17 protein-coding genes are annotated in these 23951 nt (G+C 64.7%); 2 read left to right on the forward strand and 15 right to left on the reverse strand.

The window, feature by feature from the left end; all coding sequences use genetic code 11:
* Positions 1–49 precede the first annotated feature (49 nt).
* A complete protein-coding gene (locus ACFQQJ_RS02540; RefSeq protein ID WP_377103751.1) occupies positions 50–2362 on the reverse strand; it encodes an arylsulfatase in 2313 nt (770 codons plus the stop codon).
* Positions 2363–2613: 251 nt separating this feature from the next.
* Positions 2614–3930, reverse strand: coding sequence for a hypothetical protein (locus ACFQQJ_RS02545; RefSeq protein ID WP_377103753.1), 1317 nt, complete (start codon positions 3928–3930; stop codon positions 2614–2616).
* A 1122-nt stretch (positions 3931–5052) separates the two neighbouring features.
* Here ACFQQJ_RS02545 and ACFQQJ_RS02550 point away from each other — a divergent pair.
* Positions 5053–5349, forward strand: a complete 297-nt coding sequence (locus ACFQQJ_RS02550; RefSeq protein WP_377103755.1) for an addiction module antidote protein — start codon at positions 5053–5055, stop codon at positions 5347–5349.
* A gap of 22 nt (positions 5350–5371) precedes the next feature.
* Here ACFQQJ_RS02550 and ACFQQJ_RS02555 read toward each other — a convergent pair whose 3' ends face one another.
* The 8 genes from ACFQQJ_RS02555 to ACFQQJ_RS02590 all read right to left on the reverse strand — a co-directional run bounded on the left by ACFQQJ_RS02555 (position 5372) and on the right by ACFQQJ_RS02590 (position 15414).
* Positions 5372–6439, reverse strand: coding sequence for an aldose epimerase family protein (locus ACFQQJ_RS02555; protein ID WP_377103757.1), 1068 nt, complete (start codon positions 6437–6439; stop codon positions 5372–5374).
* Between the two features lie 438 nt (positions 6440–6877).
* Positions 6878–7732: a substrate-binding domain-containing protein gene (locus ACFQQJ_RS02560; protein ID WP_377103759.1), complete on the reverse strand. Its 855-nt coding sequence runs from the start codon at positions 7730–7732 to the stop codon at positions 6878–6880.
* Positions 7733–7816: 84 nt separating this feature from the next.
* Positions 7817–8848 (reverse strand): ABC transporter permease, encoded by a 1032-nt coding sequence (locus ACFQQJ_RS02565; protein ID WP_377103761.1) that lies wholly within the window; start codon positions 8846–8848, stop codon positions 7817–7819.
* 1 nt (position 8849) lies between these two features.
* Positions 8850–10448: a sugar ABC transporter ATP-binding protein gene (locus tag ACFQQJ_RS02570; RefSeq protein ID WP_377103763.1), complete on the reverse strand. Its 1599-nt coding sequence runs from the start codon at positions 10446–10448 to the stop codon at positions 8850–8852.
* Positions 10449–10521: 73 nt separating this feature from the next.
* Positions 10522–11583 carry a sugar ABC transporter substrate-binding protein gene (locus ACFQQJ_RS02575; protein WP_377103765.1) on the reverse strand — a complete coding sequence of 354 codons (1062 nt, stop codon included), beginning with the start codon at positions 11581–11583 and terminating at the stop codon, positions 10522–10524.
* 58 nt (positions 11584–11641) lie between these two features.
* Positions 11642–12646 carry a glycyl-radical enzyme activating protein gene (locus ACFQQJ_RS02580; RefSeq protein ID WP_377103956.1) on the reverse strand — a complete coding sequence of 335 codons (1005 nt, stop codon included), beginning with the start codon at positions 12644–12646 and terminating at the stop codon, positions 11642–11644.
* Positions 12647–12818: 172 nt separating this feature from the next.
* Positions 12819–13127, reverse strand: coding sequence for a glycine radical domain-containing protein (locus ACFQQJ_RS02585; RefSeq protein ID WP_377103767.1), 309 nt, complete (start codon positions 13125–13127; stop codon positions 12819–12821).
* Between the two features lie 28 nt (positions 13128–13155).
* The gene (locus ACFQQJ_RS02590; RefSeq protein WP_377103769.1) at positions 13156–15414 is read right to left on the reverse strand and encodes a glycyl radical protein; all 2259 of its coding nucleotides are present in this window, start codon (positions 15412–15414) and stop codon (positions 13156–13158) included.
* Positions 15415–16138: 724 nt separating this feature from the next.
* Here ACFQQJ_RS02590 and ACFQQJ_RS02595 point away from each other — a divergent pair.
* Positions 16139–17113 (forward strand): LacI family DNA-binding transcriptional regulator, encoded by a 975-nt coding sequence (locus ACFQQJ_RS02595; RefSeq protein WP_377103958.1) that lies wholly within the window; start codon positions 16139–16141, stop codon positions 17111–17113.
* Between the two features lie 310 nt (positions 17114–17423).
* Here ACFQQJ_RS02595 and ACFQQJ_RS02600 read toward each other — a convergent pair whose 3' ends face one another.
* Genes ACFQQJ_RS02600 through ACFQQJ_RS02620 form a run of 5 tightly spaced genes read right to left on the reverse strand, consistent with a single transcriptional unit; the run spans position 17424 to position 23951 of the window.
* Positions 17424–18197, reverse strand: coding sequence for a hypothetical protein (locus tag ACFQQJ_RS02600; RefSeq protein ID WP_377103771.1), 774 nt, complete (start codon positions 18195–18197; stop codon positions 17424–17426).
* A 12-nt stretch (positions 18198–18209) separates the two neighbouring features.
* Positions 18210–20255: a beta-galactosidase gene (locus ACFQQJ_RS02605; RefSeq protein ID WP_377103773.1), complete on the reverse strand. Its 2046-nt coding sequence runs from the start codon at positions 20253–20255 to the stop codon at positions 18210–18212.
* Positions 20256–20275: 20 nt separating this feature from the next.
* Positions 20276–21247, reverse strand: a complete 972-nt coding sequence (locus ACFQQJ_RS02610) for an ABC transporter permease (protein WP_377103775.1) — start codon at positions 21245–21247, stop codon at positions 20276–20278.
* The gene (locus ACFQQJ_RS02615; protein WP_377103777.1) at positions 21244–22794 is read right to left on the reverse strand and encodes a sugar ABC transporter ATP-binding protein; all 1551 of its coding nucleotides are present in this window, start codon (positions 22792–22794) and stop codon (positions 21244–21246) included. The genes ACFQQJ_RS02610 and ACFQQJ_RS02615 overlap by 4 nt, the downstream gene beginning before the upstream one ends.
* Positions 22791–23951: a substrate-binding domain-containing protein gene (locus ACFQQJ_RS02620; RefSeq protein ID WP_377103779.1), complete on the reverse strand. Its 1161-nt coding sequence runs from the start codon at positions 23949–23951 to the stop codon at positions 22791–22793. Before ACFQQJ_RS02620 ends, ACFQQJ_RS02615 begins: the two co-directional genes overlap by 4 nt.

Below are 23951 nucleotides of genomic sequence, written 5' to 3' on the forward strand. Positions count from 1 at the left end.
ACCTCCTTTTCGGGCCACCGGGCCGTCGTCGGGGGCCGCGCCCAGGGCGCTAGCCGAGAATCTCCACGACAACCCTGCGGATCGTCGCGGTGAACCGGAACGGGACGTCGTAGTCCCGCACGACGGGTGTACCGGTGTCCTCGCCGATGTCCAGCGTCTCGTCCGCGGAGAACCGCACGGGCACGGTCTGGTCGATCCGGCCCCGCGCCACGACGTCCCCGTCGACGATGAGCATCAGGTCGCCTCCGCTGCCCGGGGTGCCGCCGTCGTAGGAGAACTCGGCGACGACGGTGTGGTCTCCGGCGCCGAGGGCGTCGGGGGCCGTGGTCACGTACTTGTGCTCCGGGTAGTGCGATCGGGCGTAGGCGAACGTCGGGCGTCCCTGCATCAGGTACAGCGCGAAGCCCCCGAACCAGCCGCCCTGGGTGATGATCACCCCCTCGGCGCCGATGTCGGGGAGGGTCACCTGTGCCGAGATCCGGAACGACGTGTTCTTGACGTCCGGCGCCATGCCTTCGGTGATCCGGGTGACACCCGGGAAGTAGGTGTAGGTGGTGCGGCCTGCGTTGTGCTGCGGGCGGTTCTCGGGACGGAGCCGCTCGATGTAGCGGTCGTCCAGCGGCAGCACCTGGTTGCGCCGGGCCTCGCTGAGGAAGAGCTGGCGCAGCTCCTCAAGCTTCTCCGGGTGGTCGTCCGCGAGGTTCCTCGACTGGGTGAAGTCGTCGTTGAGGTTGTAAAGCTGCCACTCGTAGTCCTCGAACGGGTCCGGGTTGGTGGGCCCCATCCCCACCCACGGCAAGCGCTTGGGCGCGGTGTTCGCGATCCAGCCGTCGTGGTAGATGCCCTGGTTCGCGACCACCTCGAAGTACTGGGTCGTGTGCTTCTCGGGTGCGTCGGCGTCGGTGAAGGTCGGCGAGAGGCTCACCCCGTTGAGCGGCACCTGGTCGACCCCGTTGATCCTCTCCGGCATCGGGATGCCGGCAACGTCCAGGATCGTGGCGGCGATGTCGGTGACGTGCGTGAATTGCGAGCGCAGCCCGCCGGAATCGGTGATCCCGCTCGGCCAGGACACCACCATGGACGTCCGCGAGCCGCCGAGGTGGGACGCGATCTTCTTGTCCCACTGGTAGGGCGAGTTCATCGCGTGCGCCCAGCCGTGGGAGAAGTGGTTCTGGAACCACATGCCGCCGAACTCGTCGATGTTCTCGACCATGAAGTCCTCGCGATCGACCAGGCCGTTCGCGATCACGCCGATCTCACTGGTCAGCCCGTGTCCCGTCGGGTCCTCGGCACTGGAGCCGTTGTCGCCCTGGATGTAGATGATCAGGGTGTTGTCCAGCTCGCCGAGTTCCTCGATGGCGTCCACGACCCTGCCGACCTGGTAATCGCAGTGCGCCAGAGCGGCGGCGTAGCACTCCATCTCGCGGGCACACACCCGCTTCATGTCCTCCGAGAGGTCGTCCCAGCGGCGGTAGTGGTCAGGGGTCGGGTTGAGCACGGCGTCCGGCGGGATCACCCCGATCGCCTTCTGCCGCTCGAAGGTCCGGACGCGCTGCTCGTCCCAGCCGTGGTCGAACTGGCCCGCGAACTTCTCGATCCACTCTCTCGGCGCGTGGTGGGGGGCGTGGGCCGTGCCCGGCGTGTAGTAGGCGAAGAACGGCTTGCCCGGTCGAACGGCCTTCTGCGTCCGGATCCACGTGATCGCGTGGTCGGCCAGGTCGGCGTCGAGGTGGTAGTTGTCCTCGTGGCCCAGGTACGGGTCGACGGGAGTCGTGCCCTCGTACACCGCGGGGCGGAACTGGTGGGCGTCCGCGCCGAGGAACCCGTAGAAGTACTCGAACCCCAGCCCTGTCGGCCAGAGGGTGAACGGGCCCGCCGGAGTGGTGAGCCAGTCCGGGACGTTGTGGTTCTTGCCGAACCATGCCGTCGCGTAGCCGTTGCCGGTCAGGATCTCCCCCAGCGTCCCCACGCTCTGGGAGACGATGCTGTGATAGCCCGGGAAGGGCGTCGAGAACTCCATGATGATGCCCGTCGAGGCGACATGGTGGTTCCGCCCGGTCAGGAGCGCCGCGCGGGTGGGCGAGCACAGTGCGGTGGTGTGGAAGCGGTTGTACCGCAAACCGCGCTCCGCCAGGCGCCGATACGTCGGGAGCGGGATCGGTCCGCCGAACACGTCGCTGGCACCGAAGCCGACATCGTCGGTCATCACCAGGAGGACGTTCGGCGCGCCATCGGGCGCCTCCACCTCACGAGGCCATTCGATCGGGTCCGAACCATCGATGGTCCGATCGATGTGCCCGACCTGCTGGAAGGGACGGATCGGCAGGTGGGTGCGATCCGGCCAACCGCTTTCAGCAGTCATGTCTCGATCCTCCCGGAGGTGTCACCCCACAGACGTCAGCGGTGGGGGCGAGGAACTCTTGGCCACCCATTCTGGGCCCGAGGGGCGCACCTGCGCGAGGGCTTTTCGAGATGAATGCGACCTCCCGCCGTGCGGACGGCGCTGCCGACGCGCTGAGGGTGCGGAGTCCGAGGAACGGGCTGGTTCCGGCGGCCACCCGCTCGGCGCGACTCGAGTGAGCCCCACCGAGCAGGATGGCCGGCCACTCGGGACTACTGCTTCCGGCCGCGCCCGTGGTCGGTCCACGGGACACGGATGAGCTGCAGCTGGCCGTTCTCGACGAGTTCCGGATCGGCCAGGCCCTGGTGGGCCTGGGTGGTGACCAGGTACGTGCCTCGCCCGAGGAGGTGGGAGACGTCGATTGTCCCCGACGACTCCTCATCGGTGGTCAGGAACCCGCTGCCGCCCTCGGTGAACCGGCTCGGGTCGTGTTCTGCGACCTTGGTGAGCCGATCGGTGCGCAGGGTGTAGCTGTAGACGCCGGCCAGGTACGGGGTGTTGCCCGGGTCCTCGTTCAGGAGCAGTTGCTTGCCGTTTCGTGCGGCGGCCATGTTGTCGAGCATGTGCTGGCCCTCGGTGCCGTCGAGCAGCAGGCTGACCCGACCGCCGAGCTGCGGCCTGGTGACGTCGGTGAAGGTGAGCTTCCACACCCGGGACGGCCCGTCGAAGCGCGCGGTGGTGTTGAAGTAGAACACGTTCGGGTTCCGGGCGTCCCAGGCGCCGTCCTCCGGCCGCCACCACTCGGTGACCCCCTTCGACTCCGAGCGCTCCTGGAGACCGGCCGCGTCGAGGCCGCTCACGTCGCCGAGACCGGCGAGCGTGAACCGGTGGGGACGGAAGCCCGGCACGGCGTCCCCCGTGGCGCGGTCGTACTCGTCGGTGAAGCCCGGGGTGCTGATCCCGTAGAGCTGCCCCCCGGCCAGGCCGGCCTTCTCGATCGTGTTGCCGGTGGCCTTCTTGGTGCCGACGTAGACGTACACCTGCCCGGGTGTGGAGTCGTCGGTGCCGATGACGACGGTCCTGTCGCCGGTGGCCGGGTTGGCGAGGGAGTTCTCCCACTGGAAGCGGCCCAGGTCGGGCAGGTCCCAGGACGTCCCGTTCAGTTCGTGGGCGAACGCCCGTCCGGTCGTCGCCTCTTCCCCGTCCATGAAGAGCCGGCCGTTGTAGCCCCGCCCGGTCCGGGGGTTGTAGAACGCGGAGTGCGGCGGCAGGTCGGCCGAGCAGAGCCGGTCGATCGCCGTGGTGCCGGCCACATAGGTGCCGTCGGCCCGGCGGAACATGATCCGGTGGATGAGGTCGGAGCCGGACAGGACCCGGTGGTCGGAGGTGCGGATCACCCACTTCGAGACGAACGAACCCTTCGATCCGTGCGCCCGCACCGCACCCTTGGTGGCGCCCAGCTCGTGGTTCATCAGCACGGTGATCGTGCCGTCCCCGTTGTCGAACGCCCCCAGCCCGTCCGGGATGCCGACCATGCGGTAGCCGTTGTCGGCCGCGTCACCCACCGTGAGCAGCGACTCCGTCCTCACCCCCGGCGCCGTGGGAACAAGGAACGGGGACTGGGAGGAACTCGGGCCGGTGACGGTCTGGGCGGGGGGAGGGGTCGCCTGCGCCACTCCGGCAGGAAGAAGGAGAGCAGTGCCGGCCGCTGCCGTCGCGAGCAGCCGTGGGATCCGGGCCATGGTGTGCCTTTCGTGCGTGGACGCTGAGGCTTCAGGCCACCAGCCCAACGCTTCGTGCACATGACCCGGAACCGACGCCACGCCGAACATCCGGTGACAGCGGTGGTGAGGCTCCACCGACCGTCAGCGGGCGGAACAGCCGGTGCGCCCACCGTGGGGCGCCGGGAGGTGCGGGCTCATCCGAACCGGGCCAGGACCCAAGACCGCGGTCAGATGCTGTGTGCCCTGATCAGGGCCGGACACAAAAAAGTGCGCGAGAGAGGAGTTGAACCTACCGTGGGGCGGGTGCCAACTAGCTCTTGACTAGGCATTACGTACAGTTGTTGCGCTGTTCGACGAGGATCGTGGGGCAGATGTGGGGCAGGATCCAGTTCGTCTCCTACCGACCCCTTCCACTGGCCTTCGTGGTCGTGGTGCCCCGAAGCCGTCGGCGAAGACTTCATCCACACGCCCGGACAGGTCGACGCATCCGCCTCGATCGACGCCCATGCCGAAGGAAGCGGGAGGCCAGCGGCGGCATGCGAGACCGGGCCTGAGCCGCCTTCGCAGGTCGGCCAGCGACAGAGCCACCTGGAATCCTCCGGCAGGGCGTCGACCAGCCGATGCAGCTCGCGACGACCGGCATCCATCCAACGAGCGTACGGACCGAGCCACTATCAAGCCGACTCAGATCTCTTCCAGGTCGTCGCAGTGTCAGCTAAGTCGACACATGGTCGAAGCCCTTACAACACAGGTGCCGACCGCTGGCTCGGAAGGCTCAAGGGCCGGCGGGCGCGCCTGCGAATCGTCGAGCGGATCGACCGGCCCGCCCACGGCAACCTCGGCGACACCAAGCCTGCCGGCCAGGGCGTGGGAATTCCGACTGACCTATGGCCCGGACTACCGGGTCTACCTGCAAGACGGCGACACAGGCAGACATCGATCGGGCACGCCAGTTCGCAGTCGATTGGCACTCTGAGGAGGACGGTGATGACAACCACGGCTGACAGGTACACCCGCTTCGATGCGGTCGACTACCTCGACGGCATCGATGATGCTGCCGCGTACCTCCAGATCGTCCTGGAGGAGTACGCGGACGACCCAACCGCGGTCCCCCGCGCCCTCGGCGTGATCGCGCGCTCACAGAACATGAGCGAACTCGCCCACCGGGTCGGCATGAGCCGCGACGGTCTGCACAAGGCCCTCTCCGCCGAAGGCAACCCGCCTGGCCCACCGTCCTCAAAGTCACCAACGCCCTCGGACTACGCCTCACCCTTCACGAAGTAGCTCCCGCCGGGTGCAATGTGATCTAGTCGGCTGGGCTTCCCTTTCGAGGACGGCGAGCCGGCATGCGCCTCCACTCCAACAGCCCGACGTCGGTGCGCGACCCGACAAGCCAGGAGGTGGTAGTCCGGTAGATCTCTCCGGGTCGCAGGACTGTCGTCGGAAATCCCGCGTGGTTTGGCGCGTCAGGAAAGCCCTGTGTCTCAAGTGCCACACCGGCCCGCCGCACGTACGGCACTCCTGAGGTCCCGACCTGGGTGCCGTCGAAGTGGTCGCCACCGTAGACCTGGAGTGCTGGCTGATCGCTCACGATGGTGAGGGTGAGACCATCCGGGCCGACGAGTCGGCAATGCTCCCGTATCCCTTCACCGTCGACGACGAAGCTGTGATCGAAACCTCCGCGCCGGGTGATTCCCTCGCCTTCAGCTTGGTGGGTCGCTCGCCCAAGGTGACACCCGTTTCGGAAGTCTGCGGCGGATCCTTCGACTTTTCGGATTTCGCCGGTCGGGATTCCGTCGTCCCAGTTCGGCGTGTAGCTGCTTGCGTGGATCTGAAGTTGGTGCCGGTCGGTGTTGGTGCCTGCGTCCTCGCCGTTGAGATTGAAGTACGGATGGGTGGTCACATTCAGCACGGTTGGTTCGCTGGTGTGGGCCAGGTAGGTTACTTGAGCGCCGTCTGCGAGTACTTGGTAGCGCGCCATCACTTCAACCTCGCCAGGATAGCCCTGCTCGCCGGCCGGGCTGATGAGCTTGAGTTCGACCCAGTCTTCGCCCGATCCGCATACTGTCCAAGTGCGGGAGTGGAATCCTCCCGCGCCTCCATGGAGATGATTGGGCGGCTCGTTGGCGTCCAGTAAATATTCTCTGCCGTCAAGGGCGAATCGCGCGCCCGCGATCCGGTTTGCGAACCTGCCTACGGTCATGCCTACATATCGGTTCGATTCAAGGTAGTCGGAGACGACCGCTGAGCCGAGCACGATGTTTCGCCATTCCCCACTGGGCAAGAGTACCTCGAATCGGCGGAGGGTCGCCCCAAGGGTCAAGACCTCGAGCCGCACATTCCCGCGACAAAGGCGGAGCGCTTCCTCAACCACCGTGTTCGCTCCTTTGAATCATTCGACGGTGCACCTATTCCTTGCGGGTGCCGGACATTCGTTGTGGGCCAATTACTCCCCGGGATTGCGTTGGCGCAGCCAGGTCGTCGTCGCTGTTGCGGAATCAACATTGTCGTGATAGCGCTACCGCGCCGCATGTCGACGCCTTTCCTCGCCCGTGACTGGCAACGGTGCGCGGGAAACTCTCGGAAGCCTGCCGGTGCCGAGGTTGGCTGCAGCGCGGGGGGTACTCCGCGTGTAGCCAACCTCGGCGGCGGGACGCTCATCAGGGGCGGATGAGCTGTGGCGCCCGCCATCTCCTGCCTGGGCCAGATGCGCGCCAGCTCCGGCAGGAAGAGCATGCATTTGCAGATCCGCGACGGTCATCGAGTGCACCGCTCCGCCGCGAGTTGCCCCGAGTCGGACAAGCAGCGCTGGTCAGTTCGACCCCCGGGCGAAGTCGGACGTGGAGGCGCGTATCACTACACGGGGTGTGTAGGTTACGACTCCGCCGCTCTCCCCCCGGATCGCCGACAGGAGCATGTCCACGCTGCTGCGCCCGGCCTCTGCAAATGGTTGTTCGACGCTGGTGAGTGCGGGCTGGAAGTAGGCCGATCCGGCGATGTTGTCGAATCCGGCGACAGCGACCTGCCTGGGCGCGTCAAGTCCTGCATCTTTGGCTGCCCGGAGAACCCCGAGTGCGAGCAGGTCGTTCGCGGCGAAGATCCCATCGGGTCGGGACTCGTCGCTGAAGAGGCTCTTGCTCACCTCGTAGGCGGCCTCCGACCCCCAACTGTCTGCACGCAGGAGGGCACACCCTTCCCTGCCAGCGACGGCTTCCTTCCACCCGGTGACGCGTTCATGGGCGTCATACCAGTCGTCCGGGCCGGCCACGTGCGCCACCCGCGTGCAGCCGACGTCGAAGAGATGTTGGCTGACCTGGCGGGCTGCGGTCCGCTGCGCGATCCACACACCCGTTCGTCCGGGGGCGAGTTCTCCGCCCCTGATGATCGACACCGGAAAGTCGCTGAAGAGCGCCTGCGTCATGGCGTCCACGCCCGTCGTCGAGTCAACGATGACGAGCCCTTCGACGCGAAGCCGGTGCAGCTCCCTGATCACGCCGGTCATCATGTCCGGGTCTTGCGGAACGGCTACGTTCGTGGTCGCATACCCCACCGCACGGGCCGCGTCGGTGATCGCAACACCCAGGCTTACGGGCCCGAAAAGGCCATCCCGCGGCATGATGATTCCGATGAGCTTCGCCTTGCTGGCGGTTCGAACTTGTTCAGCCATCGTCGGGGTGGGTCCAGCCGCCAGGCGGCTCGACCCACCTCCCTCCCTTCGTAGTCCCTGTTTCGGCTCGTATGTGCGGTGAGATCAGCGGCCCGAACGCGCTCGCCGGAGCCAGTCGGAGATGCGTTTGACGCCTCCAGCGCTGGACAAGAACACCGCCACAACGATGACCAGACCCTTGATCACAAGCTGGGGCTCAGAGGAGATTCCGACCAGATTCATGATGTTGATGATCAGCGTCAGGACGAACACACCGATGACCGCGTTGAGTGGACTGCCCTTGCCTCCGGCCAGGGACGCCCCACCGATGACCACCGCGGCGATCGCGTCCAACTCGTATCCGACGCCGATGAGAGAGCTGCCCTGGCGGAGTTGTGCCGCCGCCATCACGCCGGCCAATCCGGCCAGGACGCCCGACACGGTGTAGGTGATGAGCAGGTTTCGTGAGACAGGCAGGCCTGAGAGGCGGGCGGCTTCGGTGTTGCCACCGATGGCGTAGAGCCCACGGCCAAATGTGGTGTATCGGGCGACCATCGCCACGACGATCGTCGCCAGCCCTGCCAGCAGGATGGGGGTCCGGACGCCCATGATTGACCCGGTCGCGAAGGTCTCGATGAAGCCCGCGTCACGGATCTGGATCAACTCGGTCGACTGGATGATGTAGCTGGCGCCTTTGATCGAGCTCATCGTCGCGAGCGTCGCGATGAACGGCGGCAGCTTCAGCCAGACGATCAGCAGTCCGTTGAGTGCGCCGGCAAGCGCACACCCGGCCAGGGTCAGCGTGGTGGCAGCCCCCGCACCCAGCTCGGCCCGAAGCGTGATGGCCGAGAGGACGGTGGAGAGCGCCAGGATCGAGCCGACCGACAGATCAATTCCGCCGGTGAGGACGACGAAGAACTGTCCCAACGCCAGCAGGATGTAGATGGCCGCGACCGAAACGACGTTCGCCAGATTGCGGGCCGTGAGGAAGTACTCCGGGGACACAGCCACCCCGACAAGGCAGATCGCGATGAGCACGATGAGCAGGTAGCTCTGCGCGAGGATCGCCTTTGCCTTCGCACTTCTTCTGGCGCCCGTGGCCGCAAGTTCTCTGACTTGGCCCACAACGTTGACCATTTCAAACGCTCCTATCGGTGATTCCAGCTTCGCTGGGTACGGCATTGTCGTATGGGGACGTGGCGAAGGCGTCGAGGATCACTTGGCCCTTGGCGTCGATCTCATCGTGGTCAAGGTCCGCCACCACTCGCCCGTTCCTCAGGACGAGAACCCGGTCGCACATGAGGGCTTCCGAGATCTCAGAGCTCGCGATCACGACGCTTCCGCCAGAGGCGGAGAACGCGCGCAGCAGCTCGTACATGTCCTCTTTGGCTCCCACATCCACTCCTCGAGTCGGTTCGTCGCAGATGAGCAGCTCCGCTTTCCGGACCAGCCAGCGGGCGAGGATTCCCTTTTGTTGGGTGCCTCCGCTCAGCGTTTTCATTGGCTGTGTGACACTGAATACCTTCATGCCGAGGCGATGCACCATGTCTTTCGCAACTGCTGCTTCGCGCTTGGTATCGAGCACGCCACCCCGGCTGAATGTGTTGTGGCTTGCCAAGGTCATGTTCTCGGCGACGCTCAACTCGGGGACGAAGCCCTCCGTCTTTCGGTCCTGGGGGAGGAGGCCGATGCCGAGGCGGATGGCGTCGCGGGGGCCGGAGATGGCCACCTGCTTACCCTTCCAGGTGAGCGTTCCTTCTTCCATGGGGTTTGCGCCCGCAAGCATGCCGGCGAGCTCTGACTGGCCGCTTCCGACCAAGCCGGCAAGACCGAGCACTTCGCCGCGCCGAAGGCTCAGGTTGACTCCGTCCACGCGGTTCCGGTCGGACAGTCCGCGGCCGGTCAGCAGAATCTCCTCGCTGGCACCGGATCCCAACCGGGGTGCCTTTTCGCCCTGAAGGGCGGCCGCTGAGATCGACTTCTCGAGCTTCTCGCCAATCATTGCCCGCACGATGTCCGCCTGGGAGCAACTGTTCGTCCGCAGATTGTCGATGAGTGAGCCGTCGCGCATCACGCTGATCTCGTCGCAAAGGTTGTGGACTTCGTCCAACCGATGCGAAATGAACAGCATCGCCTGGCCATCAGAGGCCAGCCTGCGCAGCAACTCGAAGAGGCTTTCCACATCCGGGGCGGGAAGCGCCGAGGTGGGCTCGTCCAGCAGGACAACCTTCGCGTCGTGATAGAGCGCCTTGGCCAGTTCGACCGCCTGCTGCTCGGCCACGGGGAGGGAACCCACCGCCCGGCTGACGTCGATGTTCTGAAATCCGACTCGTTCAAGCGCGCCCCTGGCCAGCACGCGCATCTTGCCCCAATCCACCGACCTGAGAGGGCGGCGGCAGGGCAGCTGTCCGAGGAAGATGTTCTCGGCAACGGAAAGGGATGGCACCAGGCTCAGCTCCTGGAAGATCGTGAAGATGCCCGCCGCCCTTGCATCGGTGGGCCTACGGATCGTCTGGACCCGCCCGGCGACCGTGATTGTGCCCCGGTCCGGCACTTCGGCTCCGGACAGCATCTTCACCAGGGTGCTCTTGCCTGCGCCGTTCTGCCCCACAAGCCCATGAATCGATCCGGCCCTCACCTGGAGGCTGACCTCCTGGAGGGCGTGCACCCCGAGATAGGCCTTGTCGATGCCCTCCACCTCGAGGACGTAGGGCCGCTCGCCCTCGTCTGAGTTCATAATCATTCCTTCGCAATCACTTCAAGCTCGAGGGCGGGTGCCCCCGACGCTTCATGCGCCGGGGGCAGTCCAGCTACTTTGCTGCGCGAACGTATGTGTCGTTGGAGTTGTAGTACGTTGCCGCGTTCTCAGGAGTAACCAGGGTGGTCTTGATGTAATTGGTTCCCGACGAGCATGCGCCCTTGTCGCCGTTCACCGCAGCGATGGCCATCTTGACCGCGGTGGCACCCTGGTCCCACGGCTGGTTTGACGCGGTGTTCTGGAGCGGGCCCTCCGGGTTGTCGATCATCTGCTTGACCGAGGTCATGCCGCCGTCGTAGGAGCCCTGAATGACCTTGTCCCAGACGCCGGCCTGCCTGAGCCCCTGCTCGATGCCACCCTGCATGACATCGCTCATGCTGAAGACGACGTTGAGGTCAGGATTGGCAGTGGCCACGTCGCGCATGGGCGCCAGGGCCTGGTCAGGCTTCCATGAGCCGAACTTCATCGGGAGCTTGACGGTGGTGACCTTCGGATGGTCCTTCATGACGCTGTCCCACCCGCTGAGGAACCCGTTGTAGCGAAGATCGCTGATGACGTCGCCGGGGAAGCCCCCGATGGAGACGAGCTTGATCTTGCCCGTTTCGCCGAACTTCTTGAGGGCCTTTTGGGCGGTGTCGACGCCAGAAAGGGCACCGGTTGCGTTCTGATCCTCAGCCACGTAGCAGAAGGAGTCGGGGACAAGCGACGGGTCGAGATTGGAGTTGACGACGACGAGCGGGATCCCGGCGGCCTTGAGCGCGGCGACAGATGCGCCAACGCCGATCGGATCGTTCGGGTTCATGATCACGACATCGACACCCTTGGAGATGAGAGTCTGAACATCACTGTTCTGCCGGACGGTGTCCCCGTTGGCGTCGAGGAGCTGGATGGTCGCTCCCGCGGCGCTTGCTTCGGACTGGCCGCCCTCGACGAGAGTCTTCCACCAGTCGCTGCCACTGATGCCGCGCTGGCTCCACCCGATCACGATCTTCTTGGCGGGCTGCCCCGCCTGGGCTGCACCGGAGCCACCGGCGTTCGCTGCCGTGCCGCAGGCGCTGACAGCCAGCATCAGTGCGGCTGCACCCGCGACTGCGAACTTGGTCTTCTTGAACATCTGCGAAATTTCCTTTCGTTGTCTTCATCGGGCTCCGCATCGTTGCGGGCCGGAAGTTTTACTTCACTTGCTTTTGGAGACTGCCCGTTCCCGTCTCGTCGACAGTCGGGCCCCATTTCGGGTTCAGGCCGACTTCGGCCACAATGGCCAGCAGCGGCTCCATCTCCTTCTTGCCAGGCGGTTCAACATCGGGCAGTTCGTACTCACGGCCAATGCGCCCGTATTTGCCACGCCCGAGTCGGTGGTACGGCATCAACTCAAGCGTATCCACGCCGGGCAGCGATCTCGCGAACGTGGCAACGTCGCGAATGTTCTTCTCGGATGCCGTCAACCCTGGGACGACCGGAGTCCGGATGACCAACGGCGAACCTTTTGCATCCATGAACGTGGCGATCTTCCGCGCGTTGTTGATGATCACCTCATTACGCTGACCCGTGAACTCGCGGTGCTTCAGGGAGTCCATTTCCTTCAGGTCCAGATACATGAAATCCACGTACTCCAACGTCTTCTCATATGCCGCCCAGTTTGCGAAGCCGCAGGACTCCACCACTGTGCTGAGCCAACGACCCTTCGCCTCACGCAACAGTGCGCGCAGAAACACCGACTGGTAGAAGGGCTCCCCTCCTGAGACCGACAGCCCTCCGCCACTGTTCCGATAGATGCCGCGATCCCGTTCGACCGTCGACAGGACCTGATCGACGGTCATGTGGCGACCCAGCGTGCGACGCGCCTGTGCGTGACACACGGTGGTGCAGGGATACGGCGGCTCCAGCTCGCGGTAGCACTTGCCCTTACACACACTCCAGTCAGTGACGGGTCCGTCGCTCGTCATGGTGATCGCGCCGAAGGGGCACGCATTCGCGCACGCGCCGGCGAAGATGCACTCGTCCTCGAAGAAGGCCATTTCGGGATCGCCCGACCAAGACTCCGGGTTCGCGCACCATTTGCATTCCAGGGAGCAACCCTTGAGGAAGACGGTAGTGCGGACGCCGGGCCCGTCGTGCAGGCTCCAACGCTGGATGTCAAACACCCGCCCCAGTGGCTGGGCCGATGTATCGGCCATCGTGCGCACCCGTATCCTCTCTCAAAATGGAGCGCTGATTTGCATTGCCCAAGGGGGGTCACTTGGAGGGCTCACGCCTTCCAAGTGACCAACCTCTTGGGCCAGGACTGCCCGAGCTATGTCGATCCGGCGTCCAACGAGATGCTGCGGAACACCGTCCTTTTTCGAAGCCTCAGAGCCGCTCTTCGGTCCGTTCGATGATGTCCTGCTGGACCATTTTCTCCAGGCCGACGAAGTACGCCGAGTATCCGGCCACGCGAACCACCAGACTCTTGTACTTCTCGGGCTCGGCCTGAGCCTTGAGGAGAGTTTCGCGGGAGACAACGTTGAACTGCATCTGCATGCCGCCGCGATCGAAGTAGTAGTCCATCAGATGAACCAGGCGCTGAAGGCCGGTGTCGCCTTGAACGCGACGTACGGGGATGTCGTCCCGCTCAACCTCGCGGAAGGTCTCGGTGGGCTCGATGGTTTGGATTGCCATGATTGTGACTCCTTTGTCTTCTGGCCGGTCAGGCCTTGAGGTCCTGAGGAAGTAGTTTCATGTTGTACAGCGAGCCCTCCGAGAGGAGGACCAGGTTCAGCTTGCTCACCGAACTCACCGCAGCAGTCGGCCCGAGAGTGTCGGTTCCCCGGAACGGGGATTGCCCGTCGGAGCAAGGCTGTCCCGCCAGCCGGCCGTCAGGCAGGGCGCCAACCGCCTTACCGAATGGGGTATTGGAGGAAACGGTGGTTGTGGACGCCTGGAAGAAGCCTCCGATTGGTCCGCGGCCGTACCGGGTGTTTCGGTGCTTGGGAAGCTCGCTGCACACGAGGGCAAGCGCATCCCGGGCGATGTAGTCCACGTCGTCGACGTCGTTGCCGTACTTGGGCTGATTCAGACACATCTGCCGGATCTGTGGCCCCGGTGGAGTCGACGCGACATCCTCGAAGTTGGTCTGGAGTGCGTGCATCAGTTGCTCGCCGGTCAGAGCCTTCTCCACGAAGACAAGCCGTTTGATCGCAGCGAGGCTGTTCGCCACGTTCGCGAGCCCGATCGTCTGATTCCCGGTGAAGTCGTACTTCGCGCCACCCTGCTTGATGGACTTGCCTCGCTCCATCGTTGTCTCAGGGCAGCACATGAGCCCGCCGAACGGTTCATCGATGTATTGCTCGTACATCTCATCGATGACGTTGTCCATGATCACGTGGAGCTCGAGGTAGTACAGCGCCTGATGCACGAAGGCTTCCCAGACTTCGTCCCAGCTCTCAAAGGTCGCGAGGTCGTGGCCGGACGGATTCTGGGTCAGCTGCACCCCCGACTTCGGGTCCTTCCCGTTGTACAGCGCCAGTTCGAGACACTTCACCAGCGAGTACCAGGCGGCACCAGTCCTGCCTCCACGCAAGCCGGCCGGACCAGGCTCGGCGCAGCCGATGATGCCGTAATCTGCCGCGTCCCGGTAAGAGTAGCCTCGGTTGAGCATCGCCTTGATGTACGCCTCGTCGTTCGCGACCGCCGGGAAGCCCGTGCCCAGCCGAATCGTCTCCGCGATCTTCATCTTGAACGCCTCCGGCGCATCCTTGTGCCAGCGGACGTAATGTGCCGGCTGAACAGTGCGTGTGTTCTGGATGGCGTCGAGCACGAGATAGGAGACCTCGTTGGTGGCGTCGGCGCCCGAATCCGGGTCGATACCACCGATGACGACGTTCTGGAAGATCGGCTTCCCGCGGAAGAACTCGGTGTCGTCCCAGCTTCGGATTCGCTCGATCACGCTGAACATGACAAGGAAGTTCTGAACAAGCTCGAGGGCGTGATCCCGGTCGAGAATCCCGGCCTCCACGTCACGCTTGTAGTACGGGTACATCATCTGGTCGAAGCGCCCGAAACAGACGCCCTGAGCGTTGTCCTCGATCTGGATGGCGTACTGGATGAAGGTGACCAGCTGCAGCGCCTCATGGAACGTTCGCGCAGGTTGGGCCGGGACGTGACGCGAGATGGCGGCGAGGTTCAGCAGCTCACCCTTGCGGACAGGGTCGGCCTCTGATCTGGCAAGCTCCTCAACGTAGTCGGCGTAGCGGCCGGCCCAGTTGATGACAGCTTCGCAGGTGATGATCACCGACTGGTAGAACTCTCGGCTGGACCGGGTTTCGTGATCGGCGGGATCCAGTTTCGCGATCGATGCGCGGGCTTGCTCGATGAAGTAGTTGAGGCCGCGCTCTGCAATCCATGCGTAGGGCGGGGCGAAGTGCCCGTCACCGCCACTGGTGTAGTTGAGGATGTTGACTGCGCCGACCTGATACTGGGCCTGCAGCGCTTCCTTGGGAAGCCGGGCGTAGACACGCTCGCGGTGGGTCTGCCCGTTCCAGAAGTCGATGATCTCTTCGAGTTCGGGAAGGATCTCCTCACGAATCTCGAACTTGTCCGCCGGCCGCTCCGGCGGGAAGTAGGGATCGCCGCCCAGGATCTCGTCCCTGAGGAAGTCGATCGTGAACTCGGGGAACAAGGGGGACTGATTGGGCTGACTCGCCTGATTGCCCAACAGGAGACTGCCTGGCAGCACGTACATCGAGGTGTGTTCGAGAGTGTGCGCGAGCGCCTTGGCGCGTCTGATGATCTCTGGATGGGCCTGGGTCTTCCGGTAGGACTGCGTGTAGTAGCGCGCGCGCTCGATGCAGACTCCCGGGTTGCAGGCCTGCACATGGGCCAGCATCCGTTCGATGCGGTCGGTTCGGACTGCTGGCTGAGCTAGCTGGAAGTGGAGGGGCTCCGCCCCATCCGTCTTGGTCGCCATTGTCAAGTTACCTTCTCGAGAGGGCCACTGCCCACTACATCGTGGAACCCATCTGCCGATAGGTTAGCGCTAACGTACGTACGTCGTCAAGGGTGCAGCCAGCCAACTGTCCGCCGGAGCCATTCCCGGCACTCTAGCCGAACGGTTGAATCGACCATTATCCCTAGTCAAAACGGCTTCATCAGCTCGTTGAAGGCTTCCCGGAGCGGCCCGGGCCCCGAACCAGAGTCCGACACCCTTCGGAGTCTGATGTCTAGGCCTTTCTGCTGATTTAGCGCTAAGCTAGAACCGTCAGGTACGTAGCACTCGAGCAGATGTTCGCGCGCGAAGCAGTGCAAGGCTCGGACCACGGTCCCGCACGCCCAGCGTCAAACCAGGAAGGGGCTAGAACGATGATGGACGGGCCGGCGGATCACGTCCCACGAGCGGTGAGCGGTTCGGAGATGTTCGTGCCAACATCCAAGAAAACGGCAGCCAACCTGGCAGCTCCATGCGCGGTGCCCAGTGTTCACCAGCGGCAACGCGCACGCCATCCGCCCGCCATATCCGCCCGAGCGTGTCGCTTCGGGGAGCACGCGGTGAAGCAGCCCGGATCAGAGGCAGTGCCAACCCGCACCTCAAGCCTCATTACGCCCGCGCATGCTAGCGTTCGGTCGCGAAAACCCCTTCGACCATCAGGACAATCGTGACAAGCCCAAAGGAGCGCGCCCCTCGGTTGGCGGATGTGGCTCGGTATGCGGGGGTCTCCGCCCAGACGGTTTCGCGGGTGGTGAATGGCAAGGGCGGCGCTAGTGAGGAGACCACCGCTCGAGTGTTGCGAGCGGTAGCGGAACTGCGGTACCGGCCCAACAGTGTCGCGCGCGCGTTGGCCACTAGTCGGACGAGGCACATCGGCGTCATTGTGTACGACCTATCTGTCACAAGTCCGTCGCTTGCTTTGTACGGAGTTGCCGAGGAGGCGCGAAGTCATGGATATTCGACTGATTTGGTAACCGTCCCGGATGTTTCGGTAGCCTCACTTGGGGCCGCGATTCGGTCCCTATCCCAGGGGGCGGTCGACGGGATCCTGGTTCTCGCGCCAATGACGGGCCTAAAGTCCGCGCTTAGCGAGTTGGGCAGAAATGTCCCTTTGGTGACCTTCGATCAAGGCGGTGGCATCGGTCCGGACAGCGTCGGTGTCGACGAGGTGCTCGCTGCCCAAATCGCGACACGTCACTTAATTGCTCTCGGGCACCGCGAGATTCACTTTCTGGGCGGGCCCGAAGGCTGGGCGGCCTCAGAGGCACGCGAGGCCGGCTGGCGTCGCGAAATGGCCTTGTCTTCACTCCAGGTACAGCCACCCGCACAACCGACGGACTGGTCACCCCGGGCCGGTTACCGAACGGCTCTGGAGATGATCAAGAGGGGCCTCCCCTCCGGCCTCGTCATCTCTAGCGACACATTGGCGGTTGGCGCGCTGGCTGCGTTGCGGAACCAAGGCGTGGCGGTGCCTCGAGATCTAAGCGTGGTCAGTCTCGACGGGTCACCGGTTGCGGAATTCCAGACGCCGCCCTTAACCAGTGTTCTGCTTGACTTTGTGAGCGCGGGCCGCGCTGCCCTGCGACAGCTCCTGAAGATCATCGGAGTCGATGAAACGCCTACGCCTGACGACGCCCTCCTGCCGAGGCTGATTGAGGGACAGTCCACGCGTGCCGTGTGATGTCCCTGGACTCTCCCCCCAGTGCACGGCCGACCCGATCGTTCATCGAGCCGGTGGGGTGTCGGCGCCGGTCGACAACTGAAGGATTTCGCCGGCGATAGTGGGGTCGAAGCTCCGACCGGCGTTGACAAAGGTCTGACGTCTTCGTGCCTCATTGCCGCTGCCACTTGTTGACGCGTCACGGAAGGGCCCCGGTCCCCTCGCCTCACGCCGAGGCCGCACTGGAAATCGCGCCTCGAGGGGTGGCGCTCACGGGCCCAGGGCTGCCTTGGGTAGGAGCGTGCAGAGCCGCTCCTACCCAAGGGCGACCTCACCGCTCGCTGATGGCGAAGGACTCACCCAGGCGGGCACGTGCGGCGCGCTTGTCGGTGGCGGCGAGGAACTCCTTGGCCGCGTGCAGCGTGGCCTCGACGACCAGCCCGACGTTGCCTTCGCGTGCGTCGGCGAAACGCACGAGTCGTTCCACCACGTCGGCGCGAGGACCATGGATGTCCACCAGGCTCGGGTCGGCGGTTCCGATCGAGATGATCTTCAGGTCGGCGTCGAAGGAGAGGATGAGGCTGGTCCACAGCTTCTCACCGTCGTGGACGGCGAGAACCACCGTTGAGCCGGGATCGACCAGGGAGCGGACCGCGCCTTCGAGTTCTTCGAAGGTGGCCCCGATCCGCCATTGCAGCCCGAGGGTCTCGCGGGCGGGGGTGGGGTAGGTGACGATCCTGTCGGCGAAGTCGTCGAGCGAGGCGTAGGTTCTGCGGACGTACTCGTCCAGATCCTCGTCGGCACTCCAGGCGTCCTGATAGCGAGCGAAGTAGTCGTCCGCCGCGTCGCGCTCCATCACGAGGACGAAGTCGGTGTCCTCCTTGTTGGCCTCGTACAGCGAGCGCGCCGCGACGTTCAGGTCCTCGACCCGGGTCGGAGCCTGGTTCACTGCCCGGCCCGTCGTGTGCCGGCACTTGACCACTTCGCCGTCCTCGAGCATGACGACGAGCCGCTTCGCCTCCTTCGCTGACTTCAGGACGAGATCTTGAGCGTTACGCCACTGGTCGACGTCGAGGTCGGCCATCAGCACATTTCCGTGAAGCATGTTCGGTTCCTTTCAGGCCGTGCGGCAGTCGTAGACGTGGATTGAGTAGGGCGCCATGGAGGCCGAGATGGTGTCGCCGCTCGGTCGGACCGGCTCCCCGGTCCACAGCTCGATGGCCGAGTGGAGCGGGACGCTGATCGCTACTGTCGCCTCGATGCGATCGGCTGTGGGGTTGACCACGAAGACGACCTTGCGCGCCTCGTCGACCATGTCGCCGTGCACGATGACGTCAAGACGAGGGTCGCTTCGCCCGATCAGGGCTACCCCGGCCTGGCCACAGGTCCGGATCATGGCGCTCGGGACTTCCTCGGCCGAGTCGACCAGGACGATCCGGGGGGCGTTGGCCGCCACGGCCTCGGCGAGGATGGTGCACGGGCGCATCAGGCTGTCGTACCGGGGCAGGCGCGGACCGATGACGAGAGTGCCGCCGGCTGCCGCATAGTCGACCAGTGCCTGTTGGAGGCGAGCGTCAAGGTAGTCGAGGGTCGTGATGCTGACGACCCGGTACTTGGACCAGTGAGAGGGATCCAGAGCCGTGTCCGAAAGGACGAAGTCGTAGCCCCCCGAGCTGAGGGCTCGATGCAGGGCTCCGAACCACTCCGACTTCTCCAGCTGGGGTGCCTTGTCGAAGCCGAGGGGGTGTTCGCTGATGGTCAGGGGATTTGCGTACTCGGAGAAGCCTGACGGTGTCTCGAGGAAGTCCCCCGGGAAGGACACCAGCACGCTGGCTGCTTCCAGCCGATCGTACTCACGGTTGGCGAGCAGGAGCACGTCGGATTCTCGGCGCAGGTCGGAGAAGCGTCCTTCGAGCTGCATGCGGTTGGCGGCCCCGAACATGGCGGCGTGGTCTTCGCGGACCCGGCCGTCACGCCGGACCGGTGAGTCGAGCCAGCGGTCGCGTTCGACGAGCATGTAGCGGCTGAAGCCCTTGATGCCCTGGGCGAGGGCGGCCTTGGTGACGAACTCCTCGTCGTAGAGCTCGCCGGGGTGCAGGTACCAGGGCCAGACGCCGGCGATGAACTCGGGGATGTAGGGGTAGCGGCTGGTTCCCACGACGTAGCTGCCGACGGTCTTGACGTGGCCGTAGAGCTCCTTGCGGGAGTAGATGTCGAAGCCGACGAAGTCGAGCTTCTCCTCGAGCTTGGCGATGTTGAACGGGGTGGTGAAGCCGGAGGCTGCTCCGCCCGGGCCCAGGGGGTGGGGGTAGTTGTGGAACAGGGCGATCTTGTCCAGCCCGCGCTCGCGCATCATGCCGGCGAGGCGGTCCATGGAGTCGATCAGGTAGACCTCGCGGTACTCGATCCAGTCGGCGTACCGCGGGATCTCGATCGCCCGGGTGGCGCTGAACCGGCGCGGGGCGTCGACTTCGTCGATCGAGGCGGCGGACAGCCCGTGGGCGGCGTTAATCGCGTCCAGTGAGCCGTACTTGTTGATCAGGAACGTGCGGTAGTTGCGCAGCGAGGCTTCGCTGAAGTCGGCGGCGTAGGCGTTGATGCAGAAGAAGTAGGCCATCTCGTTGTCGACCTGTGCGGCGACAAGGCCGCCGTTGGGGTAGGCGTGCTTGGCCAGGATCGCGCAGATGGCGTCGTACCAGAGTGCGGTCTCTTCGAAGAACTCGTCCGCGGCGTAGTTGAGCGCAGGGATGGGCTTGGGCACCTGTGTGAGGACCGTCATGCCTCCCTTGGCGTTGCGTGCGTGCAGACGGTCGTTCTCGAGGATGCGCTTGGGGTAACCGAACCAGGTCAGCTCGGAGTTGATCTGGGGGCCGGGCCGGGCGACGATCGTCAGGCCCTTCTGCTCGCACAAGGTCATGAACGCATCGATGTCCTTGTTGCCCGAGAAGTCGAACTCGCCCTTCGCGATCTCATGGATCTCCCAAGGCATGTAGATGGAGATCATGTTGAACCCCATGCCCTTGACGGAGTCAAGGATTCCGTCCCACTTGTCCCGGTCGAGCCGCCAGTAGTGGACGGCGCCGCCATAGAGCTTGAGCGGCTCGCCGTCGACGACGAACCGGCCGTCGCCCACAACGATGTGGGACGTGTTTCTCTCAGTCATTGTCGTTCCTTTTCGTTGAGTTACTTCTGCCGCGCCAGCGCAACCGCGAGCACGATGATGATTCCCCGGATGATTTGCTGCTGGCTGGTGTCGAGGCCGCCGAGGATGAGGCCGTAATTGATCGTCGCCATGAGGAGTGCACCGAAGAATGTGCCGATGACTGATCCACGCCCGCCCGAGAGCGCCGTGCCACCGAGGATCACGGCGGCGATGGCGTTCATCTCGTCGCCCTGGCCCCACTGGAAGCGGCCCGACTGCAGCCGTCCCGCGTAGAGCATCCCCGCGAGGGAGGCCCCAATCGAGCAGATCATCATGACCCGGAAGCGAATCCACCGGGTCGCGATCCCCGAGTACTCCGCGGCAACCTTGTTCGCTCCGGTGGCCAGGACCTGACGGCCGAACGGCATCTTCTTGAGGACGACCGAACCGATGACGACCACGACGAGCATCCAGAGAATGAGGACAGGGACCGGCCCGAGGGAGCCCCCTCCGAAGACGTTGTTGAACGTCATGTCAAGGATCGGTTGAGGCGCTGAGGCTGTTGTCCATTGGGCGATCCCGAACGCGATGCCCATCATCGCCAGCGTGACCAGGAAGGACGGGATGCGGACGAAGGCGACCAGTGCTCCGTTTAGGGCGCCGATCGCAGCTCCGACCGCCAGCCCGGCGATGATGCCGGGCACCAGGCCGAAGGACGACAGCGTCATGGCTGTCACGACCGAAGCGAGGCCGGCGACGGAGCCCACGGAAAGGTCGATCTCGGCGGCGGCAATCACGTAGGTCATGCCGACCGCCAGGACGGTGACGATGGCGGTCTGGCGCAGGATGTTCATCAGGCTCGTCGTCGAGACGAAGCCCTGGTCGCGCAGGAGGATTGCGAAGACGATCACGACAGCGACGAACCCGACGTAGATGATGTCGCGTCGCCAGTCGATGGTGAAGCGCTTCCTGGCGCCCACGATCTCGGCGGGCTTGGTTGAGATCACGTTCATGCCGCCACTCCTTGTACTTCGAGTTCGAGGGATTGCTCGTCGGTGACTGCCGAGCGATCGATCTCGCGCACGATTGTGAAATCGCGCACGAGGAGGAGTCGGTCGCTCATTGCGAGGAGTTCTGAGTACTCCGACGAAATGACCAGAACCGCCATTCCTTGAGCGGCCTGGGCTCTGACAGTGGCGATGATCTCCGCCTTGGTCCCGATGTCCACGCCGGCGGTCGGCTCGTCCATGATCAAGACGCGGGGCCCGCGGCTGATCCACTTGGCGATCACGATCTTCTGCTGGTTCCCGCCAGAGAGCAGCTTCGCGGGCCGGCTCGGGTCGGCGACCTTGATGCCGAAGGTCGCGATGAGCCGCGCGACCAGGGAAGAGGTGGCGCGCTCGTCGACGAACCACCCCTTGCGAACCTCGTCGAGGTGCGGCAGCGCAAGGTTGCCGGTCACGGAGTGCTCCAGGATCAGGCCCTGTAGGCGACGGTCTTCGGGAATCAGGCAGATCCCGTGGGCGAGCGCCTCCCTCGGTGACCCGATCGACACCTCGCGCCCGCCGACGGCGAGCGCTCCGGCGGTAATCTTGTCGATGCCGTAGAGGGCTCTGGCCAACTCGCTGCGCCCCGATCCCATCAGGCCTGCCAGGCCTACGACCTGGCCAGCTCGGAGGGTGAGGTCCAGGTCGTGGATCCCGCTGCTGGAAGCCAGTCCGCGGGCCTCCAGGACGATCGGCGCGTCGTCGGCCACCGCCGCTGTGACCGCGGAGACCTCCACCGCCTTTCCAACGATGCCCTCCACGATCTGGGCGGGTGAGATCTGGCTCAACGGCATGGTGAGCAGGCGCACCCCGTTGCGGAGGATCGTGATGCGGTCAGCGATCTCGAAGACCTCCTCCATCCGGTGGGAGATGTAGATGATCGCGATGCCCTGCTCCTTGAGCCGGGTGATCACCTCGAACAGCGCCTTGGCCTCGTGCCGGGCCAGCGATGCCGTCGGTTCGTCCATGATCAGGACCCGCGCATCTTCACTGAGAGCCTTGGCGATCTCGGTGAGCTGCCAGTAGGCGGTGCTCATCGCACTGAGCTCGCGGGTCGGGTCGACAGGCGTCTGCATCCGGTCGAAGACGGCCCGTGCGCGCTCCACCATCGCCCGGTCGTCGATCAGGCCGGCCTTCAGCGGTTCAGCGTTGAGGAAGATGTTCTGCGCGACAGTGAGGGAGGGGATCAGGCTGAACTCCTGGAACACCATGCCGATACCAGCGGCCTTGGCATCGTGGATGGAGCCGAAGGAGGTCTGGCTTCCCGCGATCTCGATCGATCCCGAGTCCTTGCTGTAGACACCCTGCAGGATCTTCATCAGGGTCGACTTCCCGGCCCCGTTTCCCCCGGCCAGTGCATGTACTTCGCCCGGGAGGACCTCGAAGTCGACATCCTCAAGCACTCTCACGGTGTCGAAGGACTTGTTGATTCCCACCATCCGCACCGCTGGGACGGCGGGGGGCGGCGCCGGGGAGTACATCCCCTCGACGCCACCCTCCGGGACGACGGTCATTTCACGTAGGCCTTCTGAAGGTCAGCCGGCGCCTCCGTGCTGTAGACCTGCTTCCAGGCGTCCAGCACATTGCTGTGATCGACCGGAAGGGCGTTGAGCGCAACGTAGGCCGGCGCCTTCTTGCCGATCAGTGCACCACCGGCAATATCGGCCTCGGTGACACCCTGCTGGAACGGCTGCTGGGCTCCCAGCCCGACGACCAGCTGGTTCTGCGCCAACGCGATAGCCACATTGGTGCCCAGGTCTTCGGTGGCAATCTTCAGATCGGTACGTCCGGCGGCGCGGGCTGCTGCCATCACGCCCTCAGCCGGCACGTCCCAGACCGCCCAGATTCCGTTCAGGTCCGGGTTCTGGCTCAGCATGGCGTCGGCCACCTTCTGAGCGTCACCGGCGAAGTCGGGGCCAGCGATGCCCTGAGCCTTCACGACCTTGATGTCGGGGTAGTCCTTGGCGATGGTTTCGGTGAACCCCTGGTAGCGCTGCTTGGTGACGAAGAAGTCCGCCTCGTGGTAGATGACGCCGATCTTGCCCGCGCCGCCCAGGGACTTGGCCAAGAGGTGCGCGGAGACCACACCGTTGCCGTAGTTGTCGGCAGAGACCACGGACTCGTAGTCGGTGCCCGCCACCAGACCATTCGGCACGTTGTCCATGAACACGAGCTTCACGCCCGCCTCGGCAGCCTTCTTGTACGCCGCAGCGGTCGCGACCGGGTCAGTCGGAATGGACACGATGATGTCCGGCTTCTTGGCCAGAACCGTCTCGATGTTGGAGACCTGCTGGTCGGGCTTGAAGTTCGCGTCGGTCACAGCGACAACCTCGATGCCCAGACGCGCGAACTCGCTCTTGAGCCCGTTCACTTGGGCCGTAGCCCAGTCGTTGCCCGCGTAGTGCATCACGATGGCGGCCGTGGCGCCCTTGGCCTTGATCTGGGCGACCTCGGAGTCGCTCAGCGCGACAGCCTCCCTGGGCGACGGGTCCTCGCCATGCGGGCCCTTGCTGAGCACCTTGCCCTGGATCTCCTTCAGCGCCGCGTCCGCCTTGGCGGAGACCCCGTTGTCGGCCGAACTGGACGCGGTCGTACCGGTACTGCAGGCGCTGAGACTGAAACCCAGGGCGAGGGCTGCGACCGCGGCAGCGGTGGTCCACTTCTTGTTCAT

Origin of the sequence: Propionicimonas sp. T2.31MG-18, from assembly GCF_964266745.1 — a bacterium.
Taxonomy (GTDB): Bacteria; Actinomycetota; Actinomycetes; order Propionibacteriales; family Propionibacteriaceae; genus Propionicimonas.

Bases quoted from the DNA above. Each gene is read 5' to 3' on its own strand.
- ACFQQJ_RS02550 (WP_377103755.1), top strand. From the start codon at position 5,053: ATGACAACCACGGCTGACAGGTACACCCGCTTCGATGCGGTCGACTAC.
- ACFQQJ_RS02570 (WP_377103763.1), bottom strand. From the start codon at position 10,448: ATGAACTCAGACGAGGGCGAGCGGCCCTACGTCCTCGAGGTGGAGGGC.
- ACFQQJ_RS02580 (WP_377103956.1), bottom strand. From the start codon at position 12,646: ATGGCCGATACATCGGCCCAGCCACTGGGGCGGGTGTTTGACATCCAG.
- ACFQQJ_RS02605 (WP_377103773.1), bottom strand. From the start codon at position 20,255: ATGACTGAGAGAAACACGTCCCACATCGTTGTGGGCGACGGCCGGTTC.
- ACFQQJ_RS02575 (WP_377103765.1), bottom strand. From the start codon at position 11,583: ATGTTCAAGAAGACCAAGTTCGCAGTCGCGGGTGCAGCCGCACTGATG.
- ACFQQJ_RS02565 (WP_377103761.1), bottom strand. From the start codon at position 8,848: ATGGTCAACGTTGTGGGCCAAGTCAGAGAACTTGCGGCCACGGGCGCC.
- ACFQQJ_RS02600 (WP_377103771.1), bottom strand. From the start codon at position 18,197: ATGCTTCACGGAAATGTGCTGATGGCCGACCTCGACGTCGACCAGTGG.
- ACFQQJ_RS02540 (WP_377103751.1), bottom strand. From the start codon at position 2,362: ATGACTGCTGAAAGCGGTTGGCCGGATCGCACCCACCTGCCGATCCGT.
- ACFQQJ_RS02615 (WP_377103777.1), bottom strand. From the start codon at position 22,794: ATGACCGTCGTCCCGGAGGGTGGCGTCGAGGGGATGTACTCCCCGGCG.
- ACFQQJ_RS02590 (WP_377103769.1), bottom strand. From the start codon at position 15,414: ATGGCGACCAAGACGGATGGGGCGGAGCCCCTCCACTTCCAGCTAGCT.
- ACFQQJ_RS02610 (WP_377103775.1), bottom strand. From the start codon at position 21,247: ATGAACGTGATCTCAACCAAGCCCGCCGAGATCGTGGGCGCCAGGAAG.
- ACFQQJ_RS02585 (WP_377103767.1), bottom strand. From the start codon at position 13,127: ATGGCAATCCAAACCATCGAGCCCACCGAGACCTTCCGCGAGGTTGAG.
- ACFQQJ_RS02620 (WP_377103779.1), bottom strand. From the start codon at position 23,951: ATGAACAAGAAGTGGACCACCGCTGCCGCGGTCGCAGCCCTCGCCCTG.
- ACFQQJ_RS02560 (WP_377103759.1), bottom strand. From the start codon at position 7,732: ATGGCTGAACAAGTTCGAACCGCCAGCAAGGCGAAGCTCATCGGAATC.